General features: G+C 64.7%; 24 protein-coding genes, 4 tRNA genes and 2 pseudogenes. 14 read left to right on the forward strand and 16 right to left on the reverse strand.

Annotated elements, in window-relative coordinates; genetic code table 11:
- Positions 1-3: 3 nt before the first annotated feature.
- Positions 4-387 (reverse strand): hypothetical protein, encoded by a 384-nt coding sequence (locus VET27_RS12975; protein WP_526518669.1) that lies wholly within the window; start codon positions 385-387, stop codon positions 4-6.
- Positions 388-795: 408 nt separating this feature from the next.
- Between VET27_RS12975 and VET27_RS12980 the strand changes: the two genes are divergently transcribed.
- From VET27_RS12980 to VET27_RS13010, 7 genes and pseudogenes are all read left to right on the forward strand, one after another.
- Positions 796-1,926, forward strand: a complete 1,131-nt coding sequence (locus tag VET27_RS12980) for a redoxin domain-containing protein (protein ID WP_526518671.1) — start codon at positions 796-798, stop codon at positions 1,924-1,926.
- 271 nt (positions 1,927-2,197) lie between these two features.
- Complete coding sequence (locus tag VET27_RS12985) at positions 2,198-2,461, forward strand: CrcB family protein (protein WP_526518673.1); 264 nt, start codon at positions 2,198-2,200, stop codon at positions 2,459-2,461.
- Positions 2,458-2,826, forward strand: coding sequence for a fluoride efflux transporter CrcB (crcB, locus tag VET27_RS12990; RefSeq protein WP_526518675.1), 369 nt, complete (start codon positions 2,458-2,460; stop codon positions 2,824-2,826). The genes VET27_RS12985 and crcB overlap by 4 nt, the downstream gene beginning before the upstream one ends.
- Entirely contained in the window at positions 2,823-3,356 is a 534-nt protein-coding gene (locus VET27_RS12995; protein ID WP_526518678.1) for a universal stress protein, read from the forward strand. The genes crcB and VET27_RS12995 overlap by 4 nt, the downstream gene beginning before the upstream one ends.
- Positions 3,357-3,781: 425 nt before the next feature.
- A complete protein-coding gene (gene eno, locus VET27_RS13000; protein ID WP_526518680.1) occupies positions 3,782-5,035 on the forward strand; it encodes a phosphopyruvate hydratase in 1,254 nt (417 codons plus the stop codon).
- A gap of 469 nt (positions 5,036-5,504) precedes the next feature.
- Positions 5,505-5,723 (forward strand): hypothetical protein, encoded by a 219-nt coding sequence (locus VET27_RS13005; RefSeq protein WP_526518682.1) that lies wholly within the window; start codon positions 5,505-5,507, stop codon positions 5,721-5,723.
- A 40-nt stretch (positions 5,724-5,763) separates the two neighbouring features.
- Positions 5,764-6,084, forward strand: a pseudogene (locus tag VET27_RS13010) (alpha/beta-hydrolase family protein); the annotation flags it as partial.
- A 433-nt stretch (positions 6,085-6,517) separates the two neighbouring features.
- Here VET27_RS13010 and VET27_RS13015 read toward each other — a convergent pair.
- Both VET27_RS13015 and VET27_RS13020 read right to left on the reverse strand, forming a co-directional pair.
- Positions 6,518-6,949, reverse strand: a complete 432-nt coding sequence (locus VET27_RS13015; protein WP_526518684.1) for a DUF4189 domain-containing protein — start codon at positions 6,947-6,949, stop codon at positions 6,518-6,520.
- Positions 6,950-6,992: 43 nt separating this feature from the next.
- Positions 6,993-7,589 carry a hypothetical protein gene (locus VET27_RS13020; RefSeq protein ID WP_526518686.1) on the reverse strand — a complete coding sequence of 199 codons (597 nt, stop codon included), beginning with the start codon at positions 7,587-7,589 and terminating at the stop codon, positions 6,993-6,995.
- On the opposite strand from VET27_RS13020, the gene VET27_RS13025 reads away from it, so the two are divergent.
- Complete coding sequence (locus VET27_RS13025) at positions 7,570-7,860, forward strand: tyrosine-type recombinase/integrase (protein WP_526518688.1); 291 nt, start codon at positions 7,570-7,572, stop codon at positions 7,858-7,860. The two genes, VET27_RS13020 and VET27_RS13025, sit on opposite strands and share 20 nt — an antisense overlap.
- 107 nt (positions 7,861-7,967) lie before the next feature.
- On the opposite strand, the gene VET27_RS13030 is transcribed toward VET27_RS13025, so the two are convergent.
- The 3 genes from VET27_RS13030 to VET27_RS13040 form a co-directional block, all read right to left on the reverse strand.
- Positions 7,968-8,041: transfer RNA gene (locus VET27_RS13030), tRNA-Phe, on the reverse strand.
- A 31-nt stretch (positions 8,042-8,072) separates the two neighbouring features.
- Positions 8,073-8,149: transfer RNA gene (locus VET27_RS13035), tRNA-Asp, on the reverse strand.
- A 39-nt stretch (positions 8,150-8,188) separates the two neighbouring features.
- Positions 8,189-8,261 (reverse strand) — tRNA-Glu (locus VET27_RS13040).
- 149 nt (positions 8,262-8,410) lie between these two features.
- Between VET27_RS13040 and VET27_RS13045 the strand changes: the two genes are divergently transcribed.
- A tRNA-Lys gene (locus tag VET27_RS13045) sits at positions 8,411-8,483 on the forward strand.
- Between the two features lie 119 nt (positions 8,484-8,602).
- On the opposite strand, the pseudogene VET27_RS13050 reads toward VET27_RS13045, so the two are convergent.
- The 3 genes and pseudogenes from VET27_RS13050 to VET27_RS13060 all read right to left on the reverse strand — a co-directional run.
- A pseudogene (locus VET27_RS13050) lies at positions 8,603-9,256 on the reverse strand (FAD-dependent oxidoreductase); the annotation flags it as partial.
- A gap of 71 nt (positions 9,257-9,327) precedes the next feature.
- On the reverse strand, positions 9,328-10,494 hold the full coding sequence (locus VET27_RS13055) for a serine/threonine-protein kinase (protein ID WP_526518690.1): 1,167 nt from the start codon (positions 10,492-10,494) through the stop codon (positions 9,328-9,330).
- 41 nt (positions 10,495-10,535) lie between these two features.
- Positions 10,536-11,543, reverse strand: a complete 1,008-nt coding sequence (locus VET27_RS13060) for an oxygenase MpaB family protein (RefSeq protein ID WP_526518692.1) — start codon at positions 11,541-11,543, stop codon at positions 10,536-10,538.
- Between the two features lie 67 nt (positions 11,544-11,610).
- Here VET27_RS13060 and VET27_RS13065 point away from each other — a divergent pair, with 67 nt between their 5' ends.
- Positions 11,611-12,195 carry a TetR/AcrR family transcriptional regulator gene (locus VET27_RS13065; protein WP_526518694.1) on the forward strand — a complete coding sequence of 195 codons (585 nt, stop codon included), beginning with the start codon at positions 11,611-11,613 and terminating at the stop codon, positions 12,193-12,195.
- A gap of 1 nt (position 12,196) precedes the next feature.
- On the opposite strand, the gene VET27_RS13070 is transcribed toward VET27_RS13065, so the two are convergent.
- Positions 12,197-12,787 (reverse strand): hypothetical protein, encoded by a 591-nt coding sequence (locus VET27_RS13070; protein WP_526518696.1) that lies wholly within the window; start codon positions 12,785-12,787, stop codon positions 12,197-12,199.
- 17 nt (positions 12,788-12,804) lie between these two features.
- Entirely contained in the window at positions 12,805-13,098 is a 294-nt protein-coding gene (locus tag VET27_RS13075; protein ID WP_526518698.1) for a hypothetical protein, read from the reverse strand.
- 213 nt (positions 13,099-13,311) lie between these two features.
- Between VET27_RS13075 and VET27_RS13080 the strand changes: the two genes are divergently transcribed.
- The 4 genes from VET27_RS13080 (at position 13,312) to phoU (ending at position 18,383) form a co-directional block, all read left to right on the forward strand.
- Entirely contained in the window at positions 13,312-14,313 is a 1,002-nt protein-coding gene (locus VET27_RS13080; protein ID WP_526518700.1) for an acyl-ACP desaturase, read from the forward strand.
- Positions 14,301-15,482: a tRNA dihydrouridine synthase DusB gene (dusB, locus tag VET27_RS13085; RefSeq protein ID WP_526518716.1), complete on the forward strand. Its 1,182-nt coding sequence runs from the start codon at positions 14,301-14,303 to the stop codon at positions 15,480-15,482. Before VET27_RS13080 ends, dusB begins: the two co-directional genes overlap by 13 nt.
- A gap of 206 nt (positions 15,483-15,688) precedes the next feature.
- Positions 15,689-17,626, forward strand: a complete 1,938-nt coding sequence (locus VET27_RS13090; RefSeq protein ID WP_526518702.1) for an LCP family protein — start codon at positions 15,689-15,691, stop codon at positions 17,624-17,626.
- 91 nt (positions 17,627-17,717) lie between these two features.
- On the forward strand, positions 17,718-18,383 hold the full coding sequence (gene phoU, locus VET27_RS13095) for a phosphate signaling complex protein PhoU (protein ID WP_526518704.1): 666 nt from the start codon (positions 17,718-17,720) through the stop codon (positions 18,381-18,383).
- A gap of 96 nt (positions 18,384-18,479) precedes the next feature.
- On the opposite strand, the gene VET27_RS13100 is transcribed toward phoU, so the two are convergent.
- The 5 genes from VET27_RS13100 to pstS all read right to left on the reverse strand — a co-directional run bounded on the left by VET27_RS13100 (position 18,480) and on the right by pstS (position 23,180).
- Positions 18,480-19,226 (reverse strand): winged helix-turn-helix transcriptional regulator, encoded by a 747-nt coding sequence (locus tag VET27_RS13100; RefSeq protein ID WP_526518706.1) that lies wholly within the window; start codon positions 19,224-19,226, stop codon positions 18,480-18,482.
- A 66-nt stretch (positions 19,227-19,292) separates the two neighbouring features.
- Entirely contained in the window at positions 19,293-20,069 is a 777-nt protein-coding gene (gene pstB / locus VET27_RS13105; protein ID WP_526518708.1) for a phosphate ABC transporter ATP-binding protein PstB, read from the reverse strand.
- A 21-nt stretch (positions 20,070-20,090) separates the two neighbouring features.
- Positions 20,091-20,996 (reverse strand): phosphate ABC transporter permease PstA, encoded by a 906-nt coding sequence (gene pstA, locus VET27_RS13110; protein ID WP_526518710.1) that lies wholly within the window; start codon positions 20,994-20,996, stop codon positions 20,091-20,093.
- A complete protein-coding gene (gene pstC, locus VET27_RS13115; RefSeq protein ID WP_526518712.1) occupies positions 20,993-21,961 on the reverse strand; it encodes a phosphate ABC transporter permease subunit PstC in 969 nt (322 codons plus the stop codon). The genes pstA and pstC overlap by 4 nt, the downstream gene beginning before the upstream one ends.
- A gap of 94 nt (positions 21,962-22,055) precedes the next feature.
- Positions 22,056-23,180 carry a phosphate ABC transporter substrate-binding protein PstS gene (pstS, locus tag VET27_RS13120; protein WP_526518714.1) on the reverse strand — a complete coding sequence of 375 codons (1,125 nt, stop codon included), beginning with the start codon at positions 23,178-23,180 and terminating at the stop codon, positions 22,056-22,058.
- Positions 23,181-23,216: the final 36 nt, after the last annotated feature.

Raw genomic sequence — 23,216 nt, forward strand, 5'->3', positions numbered from 1 at the left:
AAGCTACCCCGCCTGCGCCGCGGCGACGAGTTGCGCTTGCACGACGAAGTTCTGGTCGGTCGCCGTGTTGTCGGGTCCGAGCAGACAGGTGACGAGAACCAGACGCACCGGAACCTTGTCGAGCACTTCGGGTGACGTTTGTATCTCGCCGAACTTGGCGTAGTTGACCGTGTGCACGAACAAGATGCCCAGGCCGACTACGCCGACGCCAGCGATGATCCTGGGGCGCGGCGCGTCCTTCGGCGCAGGTGCGATCGCCATCGCGTTCTTCGGAGCCGCTCTGGTGGCCAGAAATTCCCAGAACTGGCGATGGCTGGTGGTCACCGACGCGGACAAGCGGGCGGCGATCTCCGAGAACCTCTTTTCGCGCGGTTCCGCCGAACGCATTGGTGAAGTAGCCGCAGGGTGTCGCGCTACGTGGCGATCAGCAAGCCGCTGTGGTCGAGGGCCGAGGGCTATCACGAGGCAAAGTACGACCCCGACAACGTGTTCCGCGCGAGTCCAATTGCGAACGGTCAAGGACCACCTAGGCCTCTGAACTGCACTCTTATCTGGTGGCCAGGGCCGGGATCGAACCGGCGACCTTCCGCTTTTAGGCGGTCTTCAGCCCAATGCCGTTTCCGTTTCCACTGGTCAGGACTCTGCAGGTCGGTCGATTTGGACCCTGTGGAGCGGCTGGACCAAGGTTTGGCCGGATGTTCGTAGCCCTTCGGAATCCATAGCGGTGCAGTCGATTCCGGCTGTGTGGACCCGGTGCTGTCCCAGGCGCCGACGGTGACGCGCACGTTGCAGTGATTGCCACTGAAGATCTGCTGGACCGCAGTTACGTCGTCCACGACGGAATGTCCGCGGTGGTCGTACCCGACCCACGGGTTCGGTAGCTTCTGCTCCTCGGACGCTGCCACTGACGACGATCCGGTGCTCCTGGACGTGCGTCGTGATGACGAACGCACCACCGGCTACATCGCCGGCTCGGCGCACGTCCCGATGCACATGCTGCTCGAAAAGCTGGACACGCTGCCGGCCGGGCAGCTGTGGGCGCACTGCGCCAGCGGTTACTGCGCGTCGATCGCCGCCAGCCTGCTCGACCGTGCCGGTCATCACCGGCGTGTCCATCACGACCTGATGGCCTATGGCGCACCCCATCGAGGTCCAAAGACTCCAGCGGACGCCAGATCACGTCCAATACCGTCGATGACATCGGCAAGGGTCGCTCGCCACTGCGCCCACACCCAACCCAAGAAGCCACGACCTAACAACTGTTCAGTCCTACCAGCCAACGAAAGGCACATCATGACATTGCATCTCGGCGACGACGCACCTGATTTCACCGCGGACACCACGCAGGGAACCATCAAGTTCTACGACTGGCTGGGAGACAGCTGGGGAGTGTTGTTCAGCCACCCCGGAGATTTCACCCCGGTATGCACGACTGAACTGGGCACCGTCGCCCGGCTCAAGGGTGAATTCGATCGGCGCAACACCAAAGTCATCGGACTCTCGGTGGATTCGGTGCAAGCCCACGAGAAATGGGAACGCGACATCGGCGAAACCCAGGGCACCGCCGTCAACTTCCCGATGATCGCCGACACGGACCACAAAGTCTCGATGCTCTACGACATGATCCATCCCAACGCCAGCGAGACCAGCACCATCCGCTCGGTGTTCGTCATCAGCCCTACCAAGAAGATCAGTCTCAACCTGGCCTATCCGATGGCCACCGGACGCAACTTCCCCGAGATCCTGCGCGCTATCGACAGCCTCCAACTGACCGAGGCGGAGCCCGTGGCGACGCCTGCCGATTGGCAACCCGGGCAGGACGTCATCATCGGTCTCGGTGTCTCCGATGCCGATGCCGCGCAACGTTTCCCCGGCTACCGAACAATCAAGCCCTACCTGCGCCTCACCCCAGATCCAACAGCCTAGTCTAGGCAGCAGACGTGCCCACCGGGAAGAATGTCCGATCGCGGATGTGCTGGACAACCGCGGATCGCGACAGCGTCGCGTTTGCCGCCTGGGACAGCGCCACACGTCCGCCGAAGCTTCGCCCGAACCAAAAAACGTACGGTGTTCCTCGTCCTCAAAGCTGCTCATCTCGGCCTCGACCCAACTCCCACCCTGATCGGCGTCGTGTCCCCCGATCAAGGGGCCACAGTCGAACCGGTGCTCCACGATCTTCAGCAATTCCGCCTTCATCTTGGGCGGTCTATTGGAGGGCTTGGTTCGCGCCGGTGATGACAGCGGATGGCGCCAGCGAGCCCGCTTGTTCGGCGGAGCGGGCGGATGCGGAGCCTTCACCACCTACAGCACGCTGGCTCTAGAGATTTCGCTGCTCGGCAGGGACGCGCACATGGCGACGGCGGTCGGTTACGGGCTCGCCAGCATCGTCGGCGGCGTCGTCATGGCGTGGCTGGGGATCGTGTCGGCGGCCGAGCTTCATCGCAGGCGTGACGAGTCATGATCATCGCGCTCACTCTTCTGTTCGGGGCCGCCGGTGCGGTGGCCCGGTTCGTCGTCGACGCCTCCGTGAAGCGACGTTGGTCCACTGCGTTTCCGTGGGCCACCTTCGGCATCAACGTCTCTGGGTCATTCGTGCTCGGTCTCCTGGCCGGTGCAGTGTTGTTTCACGATCAGTCGGCTGCTTGGCAGACCGTCGTCGGTACCGGGTTCTGTGGTGGTTACACCACGTTCAGCACGCCAAGTTTCGAGACCGTCCGCCTCATCGAGCAGAGGGCGCGCCTGCGCGCACTGCTCAATGGCCTTGGATCACTCATCGCATCCGTGGCCGCCTGCGACGCCGGACTCGCCTTGGTCTTGGCGTCATGAGCAACAACGAAGTTGGAGGCAAATCAATGTCCGATGACACACCCGCAACACTGCCGCATGGCGCATCGTCGGCGGCCACCCAAATCGTTCTCGGTTGGGATTTGCAACCTACGAGTTCTGCTGCGCTACAGTTCGCCGTCATCATGGCGCAACGTCTGAACACACATCTGCATGTCGTGCACGTCGCCGACATCGATGATCTACCAATCGACCCGGACGCTTGGGATTGGGAGGGACAACTCGACCAACGACTGGCCGACAACAAAACGACCGCACGGTCTTTACTCGATCAGCTCGACGCGAATCGGACCTACCACGGCGCCCGTGGACGGCCGAGCGACGTCATCACCAACCTGGCTGACGAGACCGACGCGCTGATGATCGTCCTCGGCGCATCGCGCGGCGGCGTGCACTCATTCATCGAAACCTTCGCGGGTCAATCGGTATCCCGCCAACTGACTCGCCAGCACGGACGACCGGTGCTGATAGTGCCGGAACCCCCCCAGAGGGGGATGAATCATCGTGACTGAGGACGTGTAGCTCGTCCGCCACGGTGAGACGGGCTTGAACGCCGACGGCAGATTACGCGTACTCGCCGACCCCGGTCCCAACCCGACGCGAGTTGCAGGGCGGGAGCTCTGCGCGCTGCACTGGCGCTAGCGGCAGGCGCACCACCACGTCCGGTGTCTACGGTCCGGTCGCTATGCCTGCGTTGTCTGTGATGACATCGCATGTTTGACCTCGGATGACGGAACAGCAACCGACAATCGATACAGCTGGTAGCGTCGATCTTCGAATATGGCGGCGGGCTCGCCACAACTGCGCGTCCGCAACGGTGGCCAACGGTTCGTGGAGATCGAGTATTTGCGCGCTGGCCACGGCCGCTTGTCAAAGCGATCCGTTGCCCAGTCAGCCGTCATGCAGAGGATCTTCGGTAACCCTTAGGTTTTCATCGGTGTCGGCGATCGAGATTCTCGATTCCCGTGGCAGGCCAACTCTTTCCGTGAACGCGACGTTGTCTGATGGGCGCACCGTGCGAGCGGGGGTGCCCTCCGGTGCGTCAACAGGCAGCCGCGAGGCCGTCGAGTTGCGCGACCACGACGAGAAGCGGTACTCGGGGCTGGGGGTTCTGAGTGCGGTAGGACACGTCAACGGACCGATTGTGGATGCCTTGATCGGGCCGTCGTTCGTCTCGCTCGAGCAAGTTGACCGCGCGCTGTGTGAATTGGATGGCACGCCCAACAAATCGAGTTTGGGTGCCAACGCGATCGTCGGAGTGTCCATCGCAGCCGCTAAGGCTTTTGCTGTCGAGTCGGGTCATCCCTTGTGGCGGTGGCTGACTCCCACTGGGGTGGTTCCGCGGCTGCCGGTGCCGCACTTCAACGTGGTCAACGGGGGCGTTCACGCCCCGAATGCCCTCGATTTTCAGGAGTTCATGATTGCACCGATCGGTGCGCCGTCCCTGCCGGAAGCGGTCCGCGCTGGCGCCGAGGTGTACGGCCGGCTGCGGGCGGAGCTGGCGGAGCGCAACTTGGCGACGGGGCTAGGCGACGAGGGTGGCTTCGCACCGGAGATCGCTCGGCCGGAAGAGGTTTTGGCGCTCCTGACGCAAGCAATTACCGACGCCGGGTACACAACCGGGCGAGACGGCGTCGCCATCGCCCTCGACCCGGCGTCAAGCGAATTTCACCGCGACGGCCGGTATGAGGTCGGAGGTGAATCGCTGTCGAGCGATGACATGATCGACCGCTACAGGCAGATGGTCGACAAGTTCCCGATCTGGAGTATCGAGGACGGCCTCGGCGAGACCGACACCGCGGGCTGGCAACGGCTGACCGACGCGCTCGGCGACCGCATCCAAGTGGTCGGCGACGACATTTTCGTCACCAACCCCGACATCATCGCCTCCGCTGCCCGCGCCGGCATCGGCAACGCCGCCCTGATCAAGGTCAACCAAGTCGGAACGGTGTCTGAAACACTTGACGCACTTCGGGTCTGCCGCGAATCCGGCTATGCAGCAATGATTTCACACCGTTCGGGCGAGACAGACGACGCTTTCATCGCCGATCTGGCTGTCGGCTCGGGATGCGGCCAGATCAAGTCCGGCGCTCCGGCGCGAGGGGAACGCGTCGCAAAGTACAACCGCCTGTTGGAAATCGCCGACACGGCTCCCAGTCATCCTTTCGGATTGCCGGCTCCGAACCGGTGACCCTTCATCGGGTAGACGTGTTAGCTGCACCCAGCGACACAGCTGTGCATTCCCATCGCCGCGACACTCATTCGGGCGACGCTCGATAACCCAAGTCGGCGGCAAGCTCGTCGAGGGCAATCCGAAGTCCACCGCCGGACGTAGGTCCATCCCGATACCCGAACGGGTCGTGCTGATCCTCGCTCACCGGATCGACGGACGTCGCCGTGACTGGTCGTTCTCAGTGCCGGGTTGGTGGGGATTGCGCCGGCGCTCGCCGACAGCGGCAGCGGTTCCAATTCGGGTACCGCCGACCATTAGGATTCCTTCGCTCCACCTGGGGGGCAGCCCAGCGATCAAACCCCGTCGGTGTCGGGGGCCTTCGCCGCGTCCGGGGGCACGTTTCACATCCTGGGCACCCAGGATCTCTGCAACCTCGTTTGGCCCAGTTCCGAGGCGCAGCCGAACCCGAAGGACTTCGGCGCCATCTGTGTCCGCCAAGGAGGGGTCCTTCTGCTGGCTGAGCAGGGCATCGGAGCTGTTCAACAACACCTTCGTTCTCAAGCCGGGCAACGCTCCCGAGTTGCCCAAGGAGTCGGTGCGCGTCAATCCCGCCGATCCGATGAGCGACTGGCTCATTCCCGACTGCTTCGTCCCGGATCGCATCGACTGCAATCCCAGTGCGCCCGGCTCCAAATACGCTCCGTAGGGAGCTGACACCGCAAGGTCCGCGGCAGCTTCTTTCCCGTCCACGGCCCACGCCGCGCATCGTCTACCTCCAGCATGCCTCCGACCCGATCGCCTGGTGGGAGCCCGACCTGCTGTTCCACAAACCGGACTGGCTGCGCGAACCGCGCGGCTACGACGTGCTGCCCAGCACGCTGTGGATCTCGGTAATCACCTTCTTGCAGGTGTCCGCCGACATGGCCGGCGGGCTCGATGTCCCCGACGGGCACGGCCACCGCTACATCAAAGACGTCGCCAACGCGTGGGCGGCGATCCTGCAACCGCCGGGCTGGACACCGGAGAAGACCCAGCGGCTGCGCCCACTGCTCAACGCCTCCGATTAACCGGACTCAGCCAGCACCAACCACTTGGTAGTCCGGAACGCCCAGACACCACCACCGGCGCGTCGCTCCAGACCCAGTCCCACGGCGAGGCGGCCGACCTGTTAGAGCGTGCCGGGCTCGGGCACACGCAGCGGAGAGTGCGTACTAGCGGCGGCGCCCCCACCGAATTACAGGCTGGTTCCCGGGGGGCGCCACTGTCCCGGGACGAGCCTTGATCGACACGCTGCCGTTGGTTTGGCAGGTGGACGTGGTGCCCGAGTCCTGGCAGCTCGGTAGAGCGTCGGCGGCAGGCGCGGAAACGCCCGCCACTACCGCCAAACTCACCATCACCAGTGCTGCCTTGCGTCGAATTGTCATATGTCTTTTACCTTTTGGGCTTCTAGGCCGGTACCACAATGGTCATTCGCTGCACGCCGCGATATCAGCTCACCCATCAGTGACAATCCGATATGACAATGGCGGCGGTCGGACCGAGGGGCGTACCGTTGGCCGCCGCCCGCTGGAACGCATCGTCACGGGCAGCTTCGACGGACACCCCGGCACCGCCGGCCACGACCTCGTTGCTGTCGTCAGCAACGGACACGATGCAGAGATTATCGTTGGTCACTTCATCGCTGGTGCACTCTTGACCACCCGCGCTCTGGCACTGTGCGATCACCCGCGCCGAGGCTTCGTCATTGGTGGCGCCGTTCGCCTTGAAACCCACCAGGCCTTCAACGAACACACCGGTACCGACTGCAACGGAGATGTCATCGGAGTTCTCTATAGCGCCACCCGGCCCGCCCGCCCAGGCGGTGCTTGTCGAGATCCCTACAGCGATAACGCCCGCAGTCACGAGCAGCGCAACCGAACGGGTACTAGGCACGCCGCCCCTCCTCGATGAAGTTCTGAAAGTGTCACACCCGAGCCTATGGCCCGGAGTTGTCGAACGGATCAGATTCGCCCTCTGGTTGGGTGTAACTCATGAATCGCGTGGCCCTGTTGGGGTGCTTTCCCCCACCTGATCGTCGGTTCAGGCGAAGCGGAGAGCGCTCTAGAGCGTGCCGACAATGAGCGATGACGCCCTCTTCAACGTTCGATTCGAGTTCGACGCGAAAGGCCAGTGGCAACTGGACCAGACGTTCGGGCCGACGAACGAGGAGGCTGCGTGAGCGTTCTACGAAGCTGCCATCGAGCATCCGTTGATGCGGGATATCCGACTGGTACACAACGGTGAGGTCATAGCGCATGCGTCGCGCGGCGAAGTCCAGCAGCAAACGGAAGGTGTGTTTGTAGGCGGCGATGGTGTTCGGGCTCGCCGCGCGCTGGCTGATCAGCCGCTCGGTGAAGTAGGCCTGCAGTGTCGGGGCCAGCGCGCACATTTGCCCTGCTCCGAACCGAACGTGCAGCCGCTCGGCGGCGAGCGCCATCAGCTGCGGGGAGGCCGACAGGTACCAGGAGGTATCCGCCGGGTTGACGTGGCCGAGGTAGATGGACAGGGCGCCGATGCGCTCCTCGACGTTCACCCCGCGTCGGTGCCAGCGGATCAGGGTGTCGACGGCAAAACTGTGTCTCAGATCGTGGTTGTGCCGACGTCGGCACAACCACGACCTTCGGCACACCTACGCCTCACTCGCGCGACGGGCCGGCGCCGATCTTCGCCTGCTGCAGAAGACGATGGGACACGCGTCGATCACGGTAACGGCGCATGTCTATGCAGACCTCTACGACGACGAGCTGGACGACGTGGCCTCGGCACTCGACGCTCTCGACGACACTCGCGGTGACCTTCCGTGAGAAGTCGCGGCGGATGCCCATGGGGTTGGCCGGATGAAATCGGAGGCGGCTACCTCCAACTCGATAAGTTTCAGTCGGTCTATGCCGCTGACCTCCAACGATCTGAGTGGCCAGGGCCGGGATCGAACCGGCGACCTTCCGCTTTTCAGGCGGACGCTCGTACCAACTGAGCTACCTGGCCGGGACGGCACGGAATACCTTGCCTCGCCGTTTGGCGACCCTGACGGGACTCGAACCCGCGACCTCCGCCGTGACAGGGCGGCGCGCTAACCAACTGCGCCACAGGGCCTTACTTTCCTGCTGCTCCGACGTTGCCGTCGTTGCGTCGTACCCCCTACGGGATTCGAACCCGCGCTACCGCCTTGAAAGGGCGGCGTCCTAGGCCGCTAAACGAAGGGGGCCAAAGCCGAATCTCTTCGGGGTACTCGCGCAACGCAAGCGCGTTGGGAGCTTGGATAGCTTAGGGTACCGACCCCCAATTCCTCAAACGGGCCTCAGGGTCGCTCCACCGCCGCCCGGCAAGAAGGGGCCAAGTATCCTGATCCTCCGCGCCCCTATAGCTCAGTTGGTAGAGCTACGGACTTTTAATCCGCAGGTCCCAGGTTCGAGCCCTGGTGGGGGCACAGTTCTGAGCCGGTATCCAGCCACACTCGTGACGTTCGACCCATCGCTTCTTGATCGTTTCTCGTGCGGTCCAAGAGTGCTGCGGCCTCAACGGCATCGTGCGGGCCAGCCACCGAACTCACATCGGGTAGTCGGGCAACTCGAAGTCGTCGCGCAGGCTGCGACCCACCAGGAGGTCTGCGCGGGGACACAGATTCATCGTGCGCATCACTTGGTGGCGAAACCAGATGCCGAGCCGGGTCTGTGTAGCGAACACGGGAAGGAACTTCTGCGCACTGGCCTGCTTGCTTTCGACGAATGTGCGCAATCGCGCTTCGTAGGCGTCGAAAGCTCTCCGATAGTCGCCGTCAGCCCGCTGGAGCTCGCCGGCCAGTACGTAGGCCTGGGTCATCGCCAGCCCGGTACCCTCGCCCGCCAGCAGCGAGACGCACGCGGCTGCATCGCCGACAAGTGCGGTTCGGCCCACTGACCAGCGGTCCAGGCGGATTTGGCTGACGACGTCGAAGTAGACGTCGTCGACACCGTCGAGCGCGGCGAGGATTTGCGGGCATTCCCAACCCGTATCGGCGTATTCGCGGTGCAAGAGCGCTTTGCATGCGGCCAGCTCGCCGAGGTCACGTGGCTGCTGCGAGCGGAACACGAAGAGAAACAGAGTGAGGTCGCCTCGCAGGGCGAACCGGGCGACAGATCGGCCGGGCTCACTATGGGTTACATAGACGAGTTGATCGCGCGGGCGGTAACCATCGACGACGCACGCCGCCACCAGGCAACCTCGGCGAGCCGGTGGAACAGATCATCGCGGAGGAGGAGGCGGCCGGACTCTGCACCCGTTGATCCGCGCGCTCAGTCGCCCTGGTCGTGCTTCGGCTTCTTGGGGCCGCCATTTCCATTTCCTGGCCGTCCGGGTGACGGTGCGAACGTGTTCGTTGTGCTGGCGGGTGGAACGGCCGACGTGATGGTGGACGTCGAGGCAGTCGTCGTGGGGGTCGTCGACGTCGTCTGCGTCTCCGACGAGGCGGGACGCGACGTCGTCACCTCCGCAACGACCAGCACCCCCGCGAGCATGAGCGCCGCGCCGATCGCGGCCCCGGCCAAGACCTTTCGACGTCGGGAGGGTGGCGGTGGAGGCGAGATCGCGCCGGTCATCGGTGCACCCGCGCCTGCCAGTGGAGCGGCCAGTACCCGAGTCGGTGGGCGCACCGATTGCAGCGCCGCACGCATGGTGTCGGCGTCGGGGAACCGTTGCCGTAGGTCCGAGGCCATGGCGCGCTCGATGACGCCCGTGAGGATGGGATCGACGTCGGGCCGCACGGCCGTGACCGGCGGCCGACGATGCTCGACGATGGCGCGCATCAACGTCGCCGGGTCGGTCTGCGGGAACGGCATGCGGCCGGTCAGCGCCTCGTAGCCGACGGCCCCCACCGCGTAGAGGTCGTCGAGCGCAGAGGCGGGGCGCCCCGCGATCCGTTCCGGGCTGAGGTACGCCATCGTGCCGACCATCTGACCGACACGGGTGAGGTCGGTGCCGCCCGACTTTGCGATGCCGAAGTCGGCGACCTTCGCCTCCCCCGCGGCACCGAACAGGATGTTCGCCGGCTTCACGTCGCGGTGCAGGATTCCCGCGGCGTGGGCCACACCCAGCCCTGCCAATACGTCAGTCAGCACGTCACGCACGTATTGCGGTGACAGCGGACCGCGGGCGATGACGTTGAGTAGCGAAGGCCCGGGCAGGCGTTCCATGACGAGGTAGGGGGCGTCACCACGGTCGGCGTCGTGCCCACCGTCGTGGACGACCACGACATTGGGATGGTTCAGCGCTGCGGCGGACCTGGTCTCGAACTCGATCCGCGCCAGGCATTCCGGGTCGGCACTGAGCGCCGGGTGCAGCAACTTCACCGCGACGGGCCGCTGGAAACGCGTGTCCCAGCCGTCGTACACCGTGGCCATGCCACCGCGCCCGAGAACGCCACGGATCTCGTAACGCCCTCCGATGAGTTCCTGAGCCGTCACGCCACCACGCTAGCGGGGGTCAGGAGATAGACCCGAGGAGATCAGACCTTCGGGCAGTAGTGCATCGGGTTGTCCCGCTCGTCGAGCGGTGGCAGGTTGCGCGCCGGCGTCTCCGGCAACGGCGCATCGGCCGGGACGCGGCCGTTGTCGCGGTCCCAGCCCGCACGAGCGCGGGGGTGCATTCGGCTGCGCTTGGGCAGGAGCGAGAACACCACGTACACCAGCTCGCCGAGCCGTCGGTGCAGCCATTCGTCTCGGGCGGACCACGTACAGCCCATCAACTGCCGGACCGCCGGGTCGTAGAGACCGACGGTGAACCAGACGAAGAAGGGTGCCACCAGCCTTCGCTGCTGGCGCCACATCCACTCCGGCATCTTCTCGGCCCACGGCGGCTTGGGCAGTTCTGACAGATCGAGCACGGCACGTGCCGCGTAGTTGTTCTCCAACACGTTGTGGCACATGTGATCCCAATACGTCTGAAAGTCGTCCCACGTCTTGGGAACCGGGCGCATGCTCATCCCGTACATGCGGTACCACTCGACGTGCTCGTCGAAGAGTTGGCGTTTCTCCGCCTCGCTGAGTCCGCCGCAGAGTCGCTCCGCGACGATCAGCGTCCCCACGAAGAACGTGGAGTGCGCCCAGTAGAAGACGTCGGGGTTCATTGCGTGGTACCGACGGCCTTGCGCGTCAACACCTTTGATGTCGGTGTGGTAGTCGCGTACCTCGGCGGCCGTGCGCGGAGCGCGGTCGGTGTCGAAGACGACCCCGCCGATCGGATACAACGAACGCAGCAGCCGGGGCCAACGTTCGCGGAAGAAGGTCGAATGCTCCTCGACGGCAGCGCCGAGCTGGGGGTGCATGTTCTGCATCGACCCTGCCCACGGGCCTTGCAGCAGACCCCGCCAGTCACCGAAGTACTTCCACGTCAGCGAGTCGGGCCCGAGCGGAACCGGCGGGGAATCGTAACCCCCTGGCGCTACGGGGCAGCCCGCGGCAAGCGGTTGCGTCCCGCTGGTCACCGGGCACGCCTCAGACGTATCTTGAGTCACTGGTGACCTTCCTGGGGGCCGACGATATTCTGACTACGCGCGTTGTCATAGCGAGCTTAGGAGAGATGTGCCTTCCGGTCAACGACGGGGCCGCTGGTCCGGAGTCCCACTGCAAGACCGCCAGGCTCTTCGGCGCGACGAAATGATCACCGCCGGGGTGAACGTCCTCGGCGGCGAGAGCGGCGCGGCTCTCACCGTGCGCGCCGTGTGCCGTTCCGCCGGGCTCACCGAACGCTACTTCTACGAGAGCTTCCACGACCGGGACGACTTCGTCCGAGCGGTGTACGACCACGTCTGCAGCACCGCGATGACGGCCCTCACGTCGTCGACCACTCCGCGCGACGCCGTCGAGAGATTCGTGGCCCTCATGGTCGACGACCCCGTGCGGGGGCGGGTACTGCTGATCGCGCCCGAGCGGGAGCCCGTCCTCACGAAGTCCGGCGCGGAGTGGATGCCCAGCTTCATCGAGCTGTTGCAACACAAGCTGACGCAGATCAGCGACCCTGCGGTCCAGGCGATGGTGGCCACGGGACTCGTCGGCGCCCTCACTGCGCTGTTCACGGCCTACCTCAACGGCCGATTGGCGACCACCCGCGAGCAGTTCATCGACTATTGCGTCGACATGCTGCTCAGCCGGGCGTCAAGCCACTGAATCAGCCGGCCGGAATGTTCTCGTTGGCCGGTACGCCAGGCGTCTGGCCGGCGTTGGCGAGCTGGTCCAGCTCGTCTTGCGCCGCTTGCGCCTCGGCCAGAGCCTTGGCTTCTTCCTCATCGGCAGCAGACTTGGCCGATCGGCCTTCTTCGCTGCCCTGCGACAGTCCCGGCGTGGTGGCGGTGGCGTAACCGCCGTTGCAGTTCAAGTAGAACTGCACGGTGTCCGACACGGCGGCACCGTCGATCGCGCTGGTGAACGGTGCGGACTGCGAGCGCTCGACGATGCAGTCATCCTGGGAGAGTGCGCTGCCGACGCGCGTCGCGACGACGACCGTCTGACCGGCATCATCAGCTGCGGACGATGCGTCGGAATACGTCTCACCGGCGTAATCGTCTGCGGAGGCCACGCCACCGCCGAGGAGCGCCGATACGGCCAGCGCACCAATGGCGCCAGAACCAACAACGATGAGCTTCTTCACTTCTAGCCCTATCTGTCCGCGGAGTCGCAATGCCTTGCTCGCGGAAATAGTACCGCCGTCCGTCGGACGCCGCAGCGCCTCCCGGCTATAAGGCGCATCGGGAATCCGCATGCCGCCATCTCGCTCGGCTACTGTCCCGCACAGTTGATGTTGACCAGCATGGTGCCTGTCCTTTGAACGCCGAAGCCGTCGAGGGAGGGGGCCGCGTGGGCGCCGGTGACGATGCACTCGTTCAAATCCTTGCGACCCCCGATCGAAGTTGCCACGACTGCCGTCATCCCCTGGGCGCTGAGGGCCGCCTTCGCCTTCTCGTACGTTTGTCCCACCACGCTGTCATCAGCGGAGGCGAGGCCGACGCCAAGCGAAAACGCTGCCGCGACCGAGCCGAACGTCGCACCTCCGACAACCAAGATCTTCTTCACGTGGGTGGGGCCTTTCCTGACCGCCTGGGCACACTGCCAGCGATTTCGTTTGCCAGAACGGGGATGTTGTCAGCGGGACACTACCCTTCGGAGACGGCTTCCCGTGAGCTGTCAATGACGGTTTCGCAACACTTCGCGGCGGGGAACTTGATGTCACCGTGGGACACAGATATATTGCATGCAACCAACAGGTACAGATAACTGGGAGGGTTCATGTCGACCGAGTTGACCGACCTGCAGCTTCTGCACGAACTCGAGCCCGTGGTCGAGCAGAACATCAACCGCCACATGCGGATGCGCAAGGACTGGAATCCGCATGACTACATACCATGGTCGGACGGCAAGAACTACTACGCACTCGGCGGCCAGGACTGGGATCCCGACCAGTCACGACTGTCCGAGGTCGCCCAGATCTCGATGTTGCAGAACCTCCTGACCGAGGACAACCTGCCATCCTACCATCGCGAGATCGCGATGAACTTCAGCATGGACGGCCCCTGGGGCTACTGGGTGAACCGCTGGACGGCCGAGGAGAACCGACACGGCATCGCCCTGCGCGACTACCTCGTCGTCACCCGCGCCATCGATCCGCTGGAGCTCGAGGAGCTGCGCCTAGAGCAGGTGACGCGCGGCTTCAGCCCCGGCCAGGGCCCGCAGGGCGAGATGTTCGCCGAGAGCCTCTTCGACTCGGTCATCTACGTCACATTCCAGGAACTGGCCACCCGGGTGTCGCACCGCAACACCGGCAAGGCCTGCAATGAAACCGTCGCCGACCAACTGCTGCAACGTGTTTCGGCCGACGAGAACCTGCACATGATCTTCTACCGCGACGTCAGTGCGGCAGGCCTCGACTTTGCGCCGAACCAGGCGATGAAGTCCCTGCACCGGGTACTGCGTAACTTCAAGATGCCCGGCTACACGGTGCCCGAATTCCGTCGCAAGGCCGTCATCATCGCCGTCGGCGGCGTGTACGACCCGCGCATCCATCTCGACGACGTGGTGATGCCCGTGCTGAAGAAGTGGCGCATCTTCGAGCGCGAGGACTTCACCGGCGAGGCCGCCGAGATGCGCGACGACCTCGGCAAGCTCGTCGAGGAACTCGAGGACACCTGCCAGAAGTTCGAGATCGCCAAGGAACGCCGTCTCGAGCGCGAACGCAAGATGGCCGAGAAGAAGGCCATGAAGAACCTTCTGGTGACGTCATCAGCGTCGTAGCCCAACCGCTCAGCAGTACCGCATCGGCCCGATCCCTCCAGATCGGGCCGATCGCGTTGCGCAGTCCCGTCGTGCTGGCCCCGATGGCCGGCGTCACGAACGTCGCGTTCCGCACCCTTTGCCGCGAGCTCGAACTCGCCCGCGCGGGCACCGTCAGCGGCTTGTACGTCTGCGAGATGGTGACGGCACGTGCGCTGGTGGAACGCAATGCCGCGACGATGCACATGACGACGTTCGGACCCGACGAGTCGCCGCGGTCGCTGCAGCTCTACACCGTGGACCCCGCGACCACCTACGCCGCGGCGAAGATGATCGTCGACGATAACCTGGCCGACCACATCGACATGAACTTCGGCTGCCCCGTACCCAAGGTCACCCGCCGCGGCGGCGGGGCCGCCCTGCCGTACAAGCGCCGGCTCTTCGGTCAGATCGTGGCCGCCGCAGTCCGAGCCACCGCAGGCACCCGGATTCCCGTCACCGTGAAGTTCCGGATCGGCATCGACGACGACCACCACACACACCTCGACGCGGGCAGGATCGCCGAGCAGGAAGGCGCGGCCGCCGTCGCGCTGCATGCCCGCACCGCGGCGCAGCGCTACTCGGGCAGCGCCAACTGGGAACAGATCGCGCAGCTCAAACAACACGTCGCCAGCATTCCCGTGCTGGGCAACGGCGACATCTTCGACGCCGAGGACGCGTTGAAGATGATGGCCGTCACCGGGTGTGACGGAGTCGTCATCGGCCGTGGCTGCCTGGGCAGGCCGTGGCTCTTTGCGGAGCTGTCCGCAGCCTTCACCGGTAGCGCGTCCCCCACTCCGCCCACGCTTGGCGAGGTAGCCGACATCGCGCGCCGTCACGGCCAACTCCTCGCCGACCACTTCGGCGAGGACAAGGGAATGCGCGACATCCGCAAGCACGTCGCCTGGTACCTGCACGGATTCCCCGCCGGTGCCGATCTGCGGCGGGCGTTGGCGCTGGTCAAGACCTTGGATGAACTCGACGAGCTGTTGTCTCAGCTGGACCCCGAGGTGCCGTTCCCACGCGCCGCAGAAGGCCCGCGCGGGAGGCAGGGCTCCCCCGGATCGGTGACCCTGCCGGAGGGTTGGCTGAGCGATCCGGACGACTGCACGGTGCCCGCCGGAGCCGACGCCATGCACTCCGGCGGCTGATTCGTCTCGGTAGCGAGACGTCATCGAGACTGCACTGACGCCTTCGCTGACTGGCTGGATCGCAGGTCATCTACGTACGATGGGGTTCCACTACGTCGGGTTTCGATTGGCGGAGCCCTTGACGTGCTGCTACAAGGACTGAAGCAGACGAAGACGATTGGCGCGCTAAGGGCGCGGCGTTCCCGACAGTCGGAGGCCGGCAAGACATGAGTGACGGCGACAACGCCGCTCCCGGTCATCGGTCACCGGAGCCCCTCGACGACGCCGAACCGGGCGCCGTAGATCCCGCCAGTGACTGGATTACCCGATCTCCACGGTCCGCGCCAGGCGCCGCGCCGTGGGAACGGTCACGAATTCGCGACGCGCCGTCGTCTCCCGCTTCGGGCAGCCACGCCGACGGTGTGACCGTTGCCGACCTGATCGCCAAGATATCCGGGACGGCCCCCGAGACGACCGCCCGCGAGGTGGACACCGAGGTCATCCCCGTCGTCCCGGCGCACGCCTCGGAACTGCCGATCCTGACGGGCCTTCGCAAGGAGCCCGCCGCCCCCGAGAGGATCGGCGCCGTCCGCGAACCGGTCAAGGCCTCGTCACATCGCGGCAGACGCACGGCCATGGTGATGGGCCGCGTCGCAGCGGCGGTCATCGCGGTCCTCGCGCTGGCGTTGACGGGCGCAGCGTGGCAGTGGCAGGCGTCCAAGAACAACAGCCTCAACAAGGTGGCGGCACTCGACCCCGACTCGCGCGACATCCTGGATCCCGGCGCGCAGTTCGGCGACGAGAACTTCCTCATCGTCGGCACCGACAGTCGTATCGGACAGAACAGCGGCATGGGCGCGGGTACTACCGACGACGCGGCTGGCGCCCGCTCCGACACCATCATGCTGGTCAACATCCCGGCCGATCGCAAACGCGTTGTGGCAGTGTCGTTTCCGCGCGATCTCTCGATCACTCCCATGAAGTGCGAGCACTGGGATCCGACTACCGGCGTCTACGGGCCCGCCACCGATCCGGAGTCGCCGGTGTACGGGATGGACGAGGTCTACACCGAGACCAAGCTGAACTCCGCATACGCGGTCGGCGGGCCAAAGTGTCTGGTGAAGGTGGTCCAGAAGCTGTCGGGGCTCTCCGTCAACCGATTCATGGCCGTTGACTTCGCGGGCTTCGCCAAGATGGTCGATGCGTTGGGCGGCGTCGAGGTCTGCAGCACCACCCCGCTCGAGGACTACGAACTCGGCACGGTCCTCGCCAACGCGGGCAGACAGGTCGTCGACGGACACACCGCTCTGCAGTACGTCCGTGCCCGGCAGGTCACCACCGAGACCAACGGCGACTACGGCCGCATCAAGCGCCAGCAGTTGTTCCTGTCGTCGTTGCTGCGATCGCTGATCTCCAAGGACACGTTCTTCTCGCTCAGCAAGCTCAACAACGTCGTCAACATGTTCATCAACGACAGCCACGTCGACAACATCCAGACCAAGGACCTCGTCGACCTCGGCCAGTCCGTTCAGGGAGTCAGCGCGGGGCGAATCACGTTCGTCACCGTTCCCACGGTTGGATATGCCGACGAGTACGGCAACGAGGTGCCCCGCACCGACGACATGCGCGCCCTGTTCGATGCCATCATCAACGACGATCCCCTGCCCGAGGAGATTAACGCCGACAACACCCCGGTACCCGAGGTTCCGCAGGCCGCCACCCCGGCGCCGGTCGACACCAACGGCGAGCTCGTCGACGCGGTGACCACCAGCCCGAACGACATCACCGTGCGCGTGTCGAACTCAACTGGCGAGGACGGCCTGGCGTCGACGGCGGCCAGCGAACTCCAGCAGCACGGCTTCAACGTCGACACCCCGGACGACTATCCCGGCCCGCTGCAGTCGACGACCGTGTTCTTCTCGGCAGGCAACGAGCAGGCGGCCGCCACCGTGGCCTCCTCGTTCGCCACCCCGACCATCGAGCGCGTGGCGGGAATGGGCGACGTCATTCGGGTGGTGCTCGGCTCGGACTTCTACTCGGTCAACGCCCCGTCGCCCAGCGGCTCGTCCGTGCAGGTACACGTCGTGCACGACCGCAGCGGAGAGACCGCGCACCTTCCCGAGGACCTGACGGTCACCAACGCCGCCGACACCACCTGCGAGTGACGCCGGAAGCACCATCGCGGCAGGTGGCATTCACCTTTCGTTCACCCTCGATGTCGTGACGATCTTCGTGCCCAGCCCGTAGGCTCGGTACATGCGTACCGTCTACCACGAGCAACTGGCTGCTCTCACAGACCAGCTCGGCGAGATGTGCGGCCTTGCCGGCGTTGCCATGGAGCGCGCGACCCAGGCCCTGCTACAAGCCGACCTGGCGCTGGCCGAGCAGGTCATCACCGACCACGAACAGATCGCTACGATGAGCGCGCGCGCCGAGGAAGCTGCCTTCGTCCTACTGGCACTGCAGGCTCCGGTGGCGGGAGATCTCCGCGCGATCGTCAGCTCGATCCAGATCGTCGCCGACGTCGACCGGATGGGCGCCCTCGCGCTGCACGTCGCGAAGATCGCGCGCCGTCGCCACCCCCAGCACACCCTGCCCGAGGAGGTCAACGGCTACTTCGCCGAAATGGGCCGGGTGGCAGTCGAACTCGGGAGCAGTGCCCAGGAGGCGCTGGTCACCCGGGATCCGGAGAAGGCCGCGCGCATCCGCGAAGAGGACGATGCGATGGACGACCTTCACCGCCATCTGTTCTCGGTGCTGATGGACCGCGAGTGGAAGTACGGTGTCACCGCGGCCGTCGACGTCACGCTGCTGAGCCGGTTCTACGAGCGCTTCGCCGACCACGCGGTCGAGGTCGCCCGCCGCGTCATCTTCCAGGTCACCGGCCGGTTCCCGGACGAGGAAGCCATACCCGCCATTTAGTGACGGGCCAACCTCAGCCCTAGCGCCACCTCGTCGTGCAGCCGCCGGTGGGCGTCGAACACCAGCTCGCCCGCGGACGCCCTAGCTTGCGCGCATCTAGGCGCAGATCGACGGGGCGAGCCGATAACCCGCACCGCGGATGGTGCGGATGTACTCGCCATGCACGGGATCGGCTCCGAGCTTGGCGCGAAGCCGTTTGACATGGACGGCAACGGTATTGGTGTGTGCGGGGTGGCCCCACACGGCAGTGCTGATCTCTTCGCTGCTGGCGACGCTGCCGCGTTGCACGATCAGAAAGACGAGCAATTCAAGTTCACGTTGGGTCAGTTGCACGTAGTTCCCGCGCACTCGGGTTTCATAGCCGCGTCGATCGACGTGGATGGGACCGGCGGTGAACACAGAGGGCTCTTGCGCCGAGGAGTCGTTGGAATCGAGAGCGAAGGGTGCAATGGCGGCGAAGTCGTAGGGCCGCACGATGACTGCCGAAGCGCCGGCGATCAACGCCTGTCGGGCGAGTGCTTCCTCCCCGGGTGCGGCGCCGACCAAGATGGGTATATCCGAACGGCTGCGAACGGCAGAAGAGATTCGAGAGGCATCGACGGTGTCGGTGTGTGCCGCTATCACGAGGACGTTGGGAATCTCTGCACCGACGGCGAGCAGCGCTTCGGCCCCGTCGCGGCACCAGGTCGATTCGATGCCGAGCTGCGCGGCGGCTTCGAGGAGTTCACCCGCTACGACTGAATCGGCTTCGGCGAGTACCAGGCTGCCGCGCGTCGGCGGATGCGCCACACAGCGTTCACCGTGTCCGTTCACCGCATCCGCCCGCCCAGCCTCGGTGGTCAATCCCGCCTGACCGCCTTCCTCACCAACGGCATGCACTTCCACTGTCGGACAGATGAATCGAAACGGTCAGCCGAAGCGGCCCGAGATGTAGTCCTCGGTCGCCTTCTGACTCGGATTCGAGAAGATCTTCTCGGTATCGTCGACCTCGACGAGCTTGCCCGGCTTTCCGGTTGCCTCGAGGTTGAAGAACGCGGTCTGATCGCTCACGCGCGCGGCCTGCTGCATGTTGTGCGTGACGATGACGATCGTGTAATCCTGCTTGAGCTCGGCGATCAGATCCTCGATGGCCAGCGTCGAGATCGGGTCAAGCGCCGAGCACGGCTCGTCCATCAACAGCACATCGGGCTGCACCGCAATCGCCCTGGCGATGCACAACCGCTGTTGCTGACCGCCCGACAGACCGCCGCCCGGCTTGTCGAGCCGGTCCTTCACCTCGTTCCAGAGGTTCGCGCTCTTCAGCGACCGCTCAGCGACCTCGTCGAGGGCGCCCTTGCCGCGAACGCCCTGCAACTTCAGACCGGCCACCACGTTGTCCTTGATCGACATGGTCGGGAAGGGATTCGGCCGCTGAAACACCATCCCGATGGTCTTGCGCACGCTCACCGGGTCCACTCCCGAGCCGTAGATGTCCTCACCGTCGAGCAGCACCGAACCCTCCACGCGGCCACCCGGGATCACCTCGTGCATCCGGTTCAGCGAACGCAGCACGGTCGACTTGCCGCAGCCCGACGGCCCGATGAACGCGGTCACGCTGCGCGGCGGCACCGCCAGTGCCACGTCGGCGACCGCATGAAACGAGCCGTAATAGATGTTGACGTCTTTGAGGTCAATCCGCTTGGCCATGGTGTTCTCTCCTCGAGGGCCTCAGGCCCGATTTCGCATCAGGTACCGGTTCACAAACGCCGCCGCAATGTACAGCAGAGCAACCAGCAAGATGAGTGTCAGCGCAGCGCCCCACACCCGCGAACGCCCGGCAGCCTCCGGGTTGATCAGCTCGGTGTAGATAAGCAGCGGCAGCGACGCCATGTTTCCTTCGAGAACGTTGAAGTTGATCGACCTGGCGTAGCCGACCAGCACCAGCACAGGAGCAGTCTCACCCATGACCCGCGCCAGCGCTAGGAGGATGCCGCTGATCATGCCGGGAAGCGCTGTGGGCACGACGACCCGCACGATGGTCTTCCATTTCGGAATGCCCAAGGCGTACGACGCCTCGCGCAGTTCGTCGGGAACAAGCTTCAGCATTTCTTCGGTGTTGCGCACCACGACCGGCAGCATCAACAGCACTAGGGCCAGTGACACCGCGAACGCGCTTTGCGGGAATCCCAGCGTCGTGATCCACAGCGCGAAGATGAACAGCGCAGCCACGATCGAGGGGACACCGGCCAGAATGTCGACCATGAAGGTGGTGATCTTCGCGAACCTACCGTGGCCGTATTCGACAAGGTAGATGGCGGCCATGACGCCGAGCGGAACCGACAACACCGCTGCGATGCCGGCCTGAATGAGCGTTCCGTAGATCGCGTGGTACACGCCGCCCGCGAACTGCTCGGGTAACACGCCGGCCAGCGACTTGGTCCACCACCCCGAACTGATGACAGCCCGGAAGCCCCGCGACAGCACGGTGTACAACAGCCACACCAGCGGCAACATTGCGATCAGGAACGATGTAGAGAACAGAATTGCGGCGACACTGTTCTTGACCTTGCGGCTCGTGCTGGTCGGGTGAAAGGTCGGCCCTTTGAGGGCCTTATCGAGCGCTGCCTGCGTCATCCTCCGCTAACCCTTCCTCCCGCTGCCAGTCGAGCGAGCGCGTTGACCACAAACGTCAGGGCGAACAGCACGAAACCGGCGGCGATGTAGGCACCCGTCGGCAGTTTCGCGCTGAATTCCGATGCCGCCGAGGCGATCTTGGAGGCGAAGGTGTAGCCGCCGTCGAACAGGGACCAGTTTCCGGCCTTCGCGGCCGACCGCAGGATGATCAGGACGGCGACGGTCTCGCCGAGGGCCCGGCCCAGACCGAGCATCGACCCCGCGATCATCCCGCTTCGGCCGTAGGGATAGACGGTCATCCGGACCACTTCCCATTTCGTCGCTCCCAGGGCCTGCGCAGCCTCGACATGACCTGGTGGAGTCAGGCTGAAGACTTCTCTCGACACCGATGTGATGATCGGCAGGATCATCACAGCGAGCACGATTCCCGCCGTGAAGATGGTTCCACCACCGGCCAGCGACACGTTGCCGTCCGCGAACAGGAAGAACCAGCCCAACTTGTCGTTGAGGAACCTCGACACCGGTTCCAGCCAGGGCGCCAGCACGAAGATCCCCCAGAGGCCGAACACGATCGATGGCACCGCGGCAAGCAGATCGACCAGCATGCCGAACGGCTTGGCGAACCGGCGCGGCGCGTAGTTCGTCAGGAATGTGGCGATGCCGATCGCAATCGGCACGGCCACCACCAGCGCGAAGACCGAGCTCAGCACGGTGACCCGGAAGAGGTCAGCGACGCCGAACCGCAGATTGTTCTCGTCGGTGGTGACGAACTCAGAACTGGTGAAGAAGTTCGCCTTGTTGGCCTGAAGTGACGGCACCGCCTGAATGATCAGGAACAGCGCCATCAGGGCGATGACCCCGATGATCGTCGCACCCGCGGCGATGGCTATGGACCCGAAGAGGCCGTCACCCCAGCGGCCGCTCCCGTCCTTCAGCGACGAGCCTTTAGCCGGTTTGGTTGGCATCCCCGTATTGTCCCCGCTCTGCTGTGGGCTCGCCGACGTCGACGAGCCCACAGAGGTCGGTTCGGGTTTCACCGTCATTTCCTACGACACCTAATCAAGAGATCGCGTTGATGGCGGTTTCCAAGCGGCCCTTGAACGCGTCGGGGATCGGAATGTACCCGTTGTCCTCGAGACCCTTCTGGCCGTCGGTGATAGCCACGGTCAGGAACGCCCTGAGAGCCTGAGGCACATCGGACTGCGGGTACTTCGAGCAGACGAGCTGGTAGGTACCCAGCATGATGGGATAGGAGCCGGCCTCGGTCGGCAGGTAGAACGAGTTGGTGTCCAGCACCAGGTCGTTCCCCTCACCCTTGATCTTGACGGCGTCGATCGACTTGCCGGCCGACTCCACCGTCAGCTCAACCGGCTCCGGGCCGGCCGAGGTGATGACCTTGGCGACGGACAGCCCCTGGCTCTTCGCAAACGACCATTCGTTGTAGGTGATGGAACCGGCTGTGCTCTTGATCGCCGCGGACGTGCCCTCGTTGCCCTTGGCGCCTTCGCCGACACCGCCGGCGAATGTCTTGCCGGCGCCCTTGCCCCAGACGCCGTTCGAGGCGGCGTCCAGATACTTCTGGAAATTGTCCGTGGTGCCCGACTCGTCGCTGCGGAAGATGACGTTGATCTTCTCGGCCGGAAGCGACGCACCTTCGTTCAGCGCCTTGATCTCCGGGGCGTCCCAAGTTGTGACCGCGCCGTTGAAAATCTTGGCCAGCGTGGGACCGTCCAGCACGAGTCCGTCCACACCCGCGACGTTGTAGGTGATGGCGATCGGCCCGAAGACGGTCGGAAGGTTCCAGGCGGGATTGCCACCGCACCGTTGCGCGGCCTTGTCTACTTCGCCCTTCTCCGCGTTCAACGGAGAGTCGGAACCGCCGAAGTCGGTCTGGCCACCGACAAACTCGGAAACACCAGCCCCGGATCCACTGGAGGTGTAGTTGAGGGTGAAGCCCGGGCATGCCGCCTCATAGGCGGTGATGAACCGGGTCATCGCGTTCGCCTGCGCAGTGGCACCACTGGCCTTCAGCGACTTCTTCCCACCACAGTCCACGGCGCCCGCCGACGAACCCCCTTCACCACCGGATCCCGTCGAGGTGTTGTTGTCACTCCCGCATGCCGACAGCAGCAAGGCACCGGCGGCCAGCAGGCTCAGCGCAGCACCCGTTCGATTGGGCTTCACGTAGCTCCTTCGAAGATTGAGGGTGAGCGGTCACGT

This window comes from Mycobacterium sp. (genome assembly GCF_035633495.1).
Lineage (GTDB): Bacteria > Actinomycetota > Actinomycetes > Mycobacteriales > Mycobacteriaceae > Mycobacterium.

What these genes read in the sequence shown, in the direction of transcription:
- pstB (WP_526518708.1), bottom strand. Translation starts at nt 20,069, where the DNA reads ATGGCCAAGCGGATTGACCTCAAAGACGTCAACATCTATTACGGCTCG.
- VET27_RS13070 (WP_526518696.1), bottom strand. Translation starts at nt 12,787, where the DNA reads ATGCGGATTCCCGATGCGCCTTATAGCCGGGAGGCGCTGCGGCGTCCG.
- VET27_RS13080 (WP_526518700.1), top strand. Translation starts at nt 13,312, where the DNA reads ATGTCGACCGAGTTGACCGACCTGCAGCTTCTGCACGAACTCGAGCCC.
- VET27_RS12975 (WP_526518669.1), bottom strand. Translation starts at nt 387, where the DNA reads ATGCGTTCGGCGGAACCGCGCGAAAAGAGGTTCTCGGAGATCGCCGCC.
- VET27_RS13025 (WP_526518688.1), top strand. Translation starts at nt 7,570, where the DNA reads ATGCGCTCCTCGACGTTCACCCCGCGTCGGTGCCAGCGGATCAGGGTG.
- VET27_RS12995 (WP_526518678.1), top strand. Translation starts at nt 2,823, where the DNA reads ATGAGCAACAACGAAGTTGGAGGCAAATCAATGTCCGATGACACACCC.
- VET27_RS13090 (WP_526518702.1), top strand. Translation starts at nt 15,689, where the DNA reads ATGAGTGACGGCGACAACGCCGCTCCCGGTCATCGGTCACCGGAGCCC.
- pstA (WP_526518710.1), bottom strand. Translation starts at nt 20,996, where the DNA reads ATGACGCAGGCAGCGCTCGATAAGGCCCTCAAAGGGCCGACCTTTCAC.
- phoU (WP_526518704.1), top strand. Translation starts at nt 17,718, where the DNA reads ATGCGTACCGTCTACCACGAGCAACTGGCTGCTCTCACAGACCAGCTC.
- crcB (WP_526518675.1), top strand. Translation starts at nt 2,458, where the DNA reads ATGATCATCGCGCTCACTCTTCTGTTCGGGGCCGCCGGTGCGGTGGCC.
- pstC (WP_526518712.1), bottom strand. Translation starts at nt 21,961, where the DNA reads ATGCCAACCAAACCGGCTAAAGGCTCGTCGCTGAAGGACGGGAGCGGC.